The 5,085-nt window shown below is 60.4% G+C and carries 9 protein-coding genes; 6 read left to right on the forward strand and 3 right to left on the reverse strand.

The features are described from left to right. The 3 genes from VM94_RS27230 to VM94_RS11155 form a co-directional block, all read right to left on the reverse strand. Positions 1–823 (reverse strand): serine hydrolase domain-containing protein (locus VM94_RS27230; protein ID WP_144417548.1); only part of this gene is annotated, 823 nt, incomplete at its 3' end. Positions 824–908: 85 nt separating this feature from the next. Next, positions 909–1,238 (reverse strand): immunity protein Imm33 domain-containing protein, encoded by a 330-nt coding sequence (locus VM94_RS11150; protein ID WP_046683562.1) that lies wholly within the window; start codon positions 1,236–1,238, stop codon positions 909–911. A 7-nt stretch (positions 1,239–1,245) separates the two neighbouring features. Beyond that, positions 1,246–1,620 carry a hypothetical protein gene (locus VM94_RS11155; RefSeq protein WP_046683563.1) on the reverse strand — a complete coding sequence of 125 codons (375 nt, stop codon included), beginning with the start codon at positions 1,618–1,620 and terminating at the stop codon, positions 1,246–1,248. Between the two features lie 329 nt (positions 1,621–1,949). Here VM94_RS11155 and VM94_RS28170 point away from each other — a divergent pair, with 329 nt between their 5' ends. The 6 genes from VM94_RS28170 to VM94_RS28500 all read left to right on the forward strand — a co-directional run. Then, positions 1,950–2,135: a hypothetical protein gene (locus tag VM94_RS28170; protein ID WP_138829092.1), complete on the forward strand. Its 186-nt coding sequence runs from the start codon at positions 1,950–1,952 to the stop codon at positions 2,133–2,135. Between the two features lie 240 nt (positions 2,136–2,375). Continuing rightward, entirely contained in the window at positions 2,376–2,564 is a 189-nt protein-coding gene (locus VM94_RS11160; protein ID WP_046683564.1) for a hypothetical protein, read from the forward strand. Beyond that, positions 2,558–2,953 carry a hypothetical protein gene (locus VM94_RS28175; RefSeq protein ID WP_144295916.1) on the forward strand — a complete coding sequence of 132 codons (396 nt, stop codon included), beginning with the start codon at positions 2,558–2,560 and terminating at the stop codon, positions 2,951–2,953. The genes VM94_RS11160 and VM94_RS28175 overlap by 7 nt, the downstream gene beginning before the upstream one ends. 60 nt (positions 2,954–3,013) lie before the next feature. Then, entirely contained in the window at positions 3,014–4,027 is a 1,014-nt protein-coding gene (locus VM94_RS11170; protein ID WP_046683566.1) for an ATP-grasp domain-containing protein, read from the forward strand. After that, positions 4,009–4,875 (forward strand): SDH family Clp fold serine proteinase, encoded by an 867-nt coding sequence (locus tag VM94_RS11175; RefSeq protein ID WP_046683567.1) that lies wholly within the window; start codon positions 4,009–4,011, stop codon positions 4,873–4,875. Before VM94_RS11170 ends, VM94_RS11175 begins: the two co-directional genes overlap by 19 nt. Further along, on the forward strand, positions 4,869–5,085 hold a 217-nt coding region (locus tag VM94_RS28500), incomplete at its 3' end, for a MauE/DoxX family redox-associated membrane protein (protein WP_046683568.1). The genes VM94_RS11175 and VM94_RS28500, both read left to right, overlap by 7 nt.

Here is a 5,085-nt window from a genome sequence, read left to right on the forward strand (position 1 = left end):
GCAAGCGTCCCGACTGCAGCGCGATAAGCCAGTTGGCCAGTTCACCCGCATTGCTGTTGATGCCGGCCCCGGCGCGCATGAACACGGGAAAGTCTTCGATCACGTTGCGGTAACCGTTGCCGCCCCGGTCCAGCACGTAGGAACTGGCCTTGTTGACTACCACGTCCTTCGCGTCGCCAAAGCCGCTGTGCGGCATGCCCGCCACGTCGAACTGCCGGCGCTGGATGAAAGTAGCAAAGGGCTGGCCGCCTTGGCGCTCGATCAATTGCGCCAGCAATACGTAATTGGTCTGGTTGTAGCGGTAGCGCTGGCCTGGCGGGGCTTCCACGGCCAGCGCCTGCACGGCTGTCCACGCCGCATCGGCGTCATCCGGCTGCGGCCCCACGAGCTTGCCGCTGCGTTGATCGAGCACGTCGGGCAAGCCCGAGGTATGGTTGAGCAATTGCGTCACCGTCACGGCTTGCCAGGCGACAGGCAGCCCCGTCAGGTACTGGCCGATAGGGGCGGCCAGGTCGATCTTGCCCTCCTGTACCAGCTGCATGACGGCCACGCCTGCAAACGCTTTCGTTGCCGAGTTGATGGAAAACAGGCTGGCGTCCGTCACCGGCACCTGGTACTGCACGCTGGCCAGGCCGAAGTTGCGCTTCAGTACGATTTTGCCATGCTGTATCACGGCCAGTTGCAGCCCTGGAATCTGGCGCTCCTGCATTTCGCTGCGCACGAAGGCGGCAATATCGTGTTCGGCACGGGACGCCTGCGCTTGACTGGTGGGGATGGCGGCAAGCGCCATGACGAGCAGGACAGACGGAAGGCGTGGCTTCACGATGCGGCTTTCGGCAAGAGAAAACGGAACCGCAGCATCCCATACCTATTTGTCAACGTCAACGACAATCTTGCCATTCAGAAAGTTACTCGTCCAGCCACACATCCTCGTACCCTTCCCGGTCGAGGATGAACTTGGCGCCGCTGGGCAAGGCCAGGTAATCGACTACCTGCGGCAGCATTTCATGCAGGTGTTCCGCATGCAGGGGCTGGTAAAAGTCCAGCGCATCGTCATGTTCGCCGCAGTGGATGAACCAGCTGATGGTGCCGTTTTCCGGCAGCGCGATGCGCGTGCCGTAGATGGGCGACTGGGCCAGGCTGCCAATGGCCAGGGCCACCATGGGCTCGGGCGCTTGCGCCGGCAAGCCGAATTTGTCGCAGACGCGCTGTTGTGTTTCGCTGATCGGTGCGGTCATGGTGCTTTCAGGATCCAATGTAGTGGTAATGGAGGCGCAGCGCGCCATCGTGGCCGGACATTTCCAGGTGCAAGATCGCTTCGCCGGGCTTGCCATCGGCCAGCAACAGGCATTCCATACCCAGCGGTCCGGCATCGGTCGCATACATGTCGACGGCGGGACGGCCGCCCTTGCCCGGCACGAAGGCTTGCGCCAGCGGCGCCAGGGATAGCGTCTGGCGTGCCGCAAAATAGCTGTCGAGCGTCTCGATGATCTCGTCGGCCACGGCCGCCGACAGGCCCCAGTCGCGCTGCAACGCAACAGGATCACGCCCGTCCAAGGTCCGCACGAAGGCGGCGGCCTGCGCATACGCCTGCTGCCGCAGGCTGTCGGCAATATCCATGCTGCGACTCCTCTCTCTTAATCAGGCGCCATTATAGTGCGCCACCCCGCGCAAGCGCCATCCATTTCCCGCCATAATCATCCGCATGCACCGCGATAGTGCGGCGCAATAATATTTGCCCATCCCGATATTTAAATACTGCAATTATGATTTATCGATTGATAATAATATCTGGCATTGCGTGATATTTGGTGATTATTCTAAAAATGCAGTCGCGCGCACAATTCAATTTCACGTTGACGCCTAATTATTGCGGCGCTAATATCGTAAAGCCATTCACCGTGGCCGACAGCTCAAGCCGTACTTAACCATCACAAGAGGATAGTACAATGCAAAACCAACCAAAATTGTTCGCTTTCAAGCTTGCTGAGAAAAAGATATCAACCCCGCCTACCCCGCCCACCGAATGGAAAGTGCGCACCGGCGTCGCCGTCGCCGGTTGCAGCGAAGTCGACCGATTCCAATACCGCTACTCTTCCACCATCAATTCCCGCGATACCGGCCAGTTCTGCTGAACGCCGCACCCGCATCCATTCAACTTATGACGGGAAGTTCATTTAATTCCCGATGCAAACACGCTTGCACCATTTGCGGCGCGGTTTCCCCGTGCGTGCGGCATTCATATCGATCGATATTTATTTTTTAAATTTTTAATTTATTGGTTGACGCGGCATTCTTTAAAAATTAGCATTTGAAAGCCAAATCAACTGGCACTCAAAACAGGCAGTACTTAACCATCACAAGAGGATAGTACAATGCAAAATCAAACCAAATTGTTCGCGTTCAAACTGGCAGAAAAACAGGTACAAAAACAGGCGGCGCCCGCCGCCACCTGGAAAGTGCGCGACGGCGTCGCCGTGGCTGGCTGCACTGCCGTCGGCACCCATGATCAATACCGCGACTCTTCGCGGCTCAAACCGAACGACAGCGGCCAGTATTGCTGATCTTCGCTGCACCCTGGAACCTCGCCCCTGGCGGGGTTTTATTCCAATCCCGACTTGATGAATTGGCGCCAATTGCGGCGCAGTGCATTCCTGCGCGCGGCATACATACCATTATTTACGATTCTTTATCGATAAAAACCGGCGCCACTGGAGATTCAAAAAAGCGGCACTTAACCACGACAAAGAGGATGACAATGCAAAAACAGAATCAAACCAAGCTGTTTGCTTTCAAACTGGCGGAAAAGGAAGCAGACAAGGAAGTCAAGCAACCATGGCAGGTGCGCGATGGCGTAGCGGTGGCCGGCTGCACGTATTACGGCGATCCGGAAGATTACAATCTGCGCGACAGTTCGCGCTTTGCGCCCAACGATACTGGCGTGTATTGCTGATACTTTAGCCAACTGAAGGCCTTGCCACGGCAAGGCCTTTCCTTCGCAGCAGGCCCCTGAATGCATAAAAAGGTATTAATTATCAGCCATAGCGGCGATTTGCACGCCGACCTGGTTTCCCAGATACTGGCCGACCGCGGCCATGTCCCCTTCCGTATCGACCTCGACGCCTTTCCCCGCGATTACCAGCTGTGCCAGCGCCTGCTGGACGGCCGCGCCAGCGCGCGCCTGCGCCGCTTGCCCGATGGCGACTGGCTTGACCTGCAGCACGTGGGCGCCGTCTGGCTGCGCAAGCCGGCCGACTATGCCTACGCCAGCACCGACCTGACGCCGCAGGAGCGCGCCTATGCGCAGCTGGAAACGGAGCAAGCCATCTTCAGCGTGCTGTACGGGCTCGATTGCTACTGGCTCAGCCATCCGCTGGCCCTGCGCGGCGCCCAATGGAAAGGCGAACAGCTTGCACGGGCCGCGCGCATGGGTTTTCGCGTGCCCGCCACCGTGATCACCAACGTACCCGACGACGTACGCGCTTTCCGCGCGGCCGTCAAAGGGCCCATCATTTTCAAGAGCATGTCCACGCCCAGCCTGGCCGCCGAAACCGTCGAAGATGCAGACAGGGTCAGCGCCGGCATCGGCACCACCATCGTCGACGATGCCATGCTGGACAGCCTGGACGCCGTCAGAGAACTGAGCTGCCAGTTCCAGGAATATATCGCCAAGCAATACGAATTGCGGATCACCGTGATCGGCAAGCAGCTGTTTGCCGCACGCCTGTATTCCCAGGACGATGCGCGCACGGCCATCGATTCGCGCGACATGTCGGCCCCCATCCGCTATGAAGCCGCGACCTTGCCGGATGACATACGGCAGCGCTGCCTCGCTTTCGTGCACAGCTATGGCCTCGAATATGGCGCGCTGGACCTCATCGTCACGCCCGAAGGCGAATATGTTTTCCTGGAAAACAATCCTGTCGGTCAATTTTTGTATGTGCAACAACTGGTGCCCGCCTTACCCCTGCTGGAAAGCGTGGCCACTACCCTGATCGAAGGAGCGTTATGCCACAGCCAGACCTGAGCCAGATCCCCGTCCAGCTGCGCGAACTGGAGCTTGCGCGCGACAGCCGCGCCATCGTCCTGGCCGCCTCACACCTGGACATGGAACTGCTGCCCGCACTATATGAACTGTGCCAGGGCATCGGCCCCGTGGCGCGCCTCGACGTGGTGCTGCACGGCCGCGGCGGCATCGTCAACGCGGCGCGCCGCATCGCCATCCTGCTGCGCCAGCATGCGCGCCACCTGAGCTTTATCGTGCCCTTCCACTGCCAGTCGGCAGCCACCCTGCTGGCCTTGGGCGCCGATGAAATCATCGCCGGCGACCTGGCCCTGTTCTCGCCCATCGACCCGCAGCTCGACGGCGTCGACGGCGGCGCCATTTCCAGCCTGGACATCAAGGTGTTCGGCGACATGGCGCAGCAGTGGTTCGGCGTGGATGCGGCCGAGGCGCGCCAGCAATCGCTGTCCTTGCTGTGCGGCAGCATCTTCCCCCCTTCCCTGACGGCCTTCTACCGCACCTCGCTGGAACTGTCGCAGATCGGCGAGGAATTGATCACATGGCAATTGCCCGACGCCACGCCAGAGGCGCGGCGCGCCATCGTCGCGCAACTGGTGACGGGCTACCACTCGCACAACTATGCCCTGACGCGCGAAGAGCTGGCCCAGCTGGGCTTGAACATGGCGCGCGATGCCCACGCCGAACGGCTGGCTTGGGCCATCTCGACGCAGCTGCAATCGAGCATAGGCGGCGCCCTGCGCAGCGCGCCCGACGAAGCGTGGAATGACGCCCTGCTGGCCTCGCGCGACGGCGTGCAACTGCGGCGCCAGCGTCCGGGCGGCTTTGCGCCGCTGTGGAGCACGCAATGCTGACAGCTCTCCCCTTTTTGTCCGATATCGTGCGCTATGTCATCGCCTTACTGCTGCTGGCGGCCAGCGTAGGCAAGCTGCGCAGCTACGGGGAATTTCGCGGCAACCTGGCCACCTCGTTCGGCCTGCCGTCCGCCGCCGCCCAATTCGCTGCGCCAGCCCTGGTGGCGGCGGAACTGCTGCTGGCCGGCTGGCTGCTGGCAGGCGGCACGT

The sequence above is a fragment of the Janthinobacterium sp. KBS0711 genome, assembly GCF_000988085.1.
GTDB classification, from domain to species: domain Bacteria; phylum Pseudomonadota; class Gammaproteobacteria; order Burkholderiales; family Burkholderiaceae_D; genus Janthinobacterium; species Janthinobacterium lividum_E.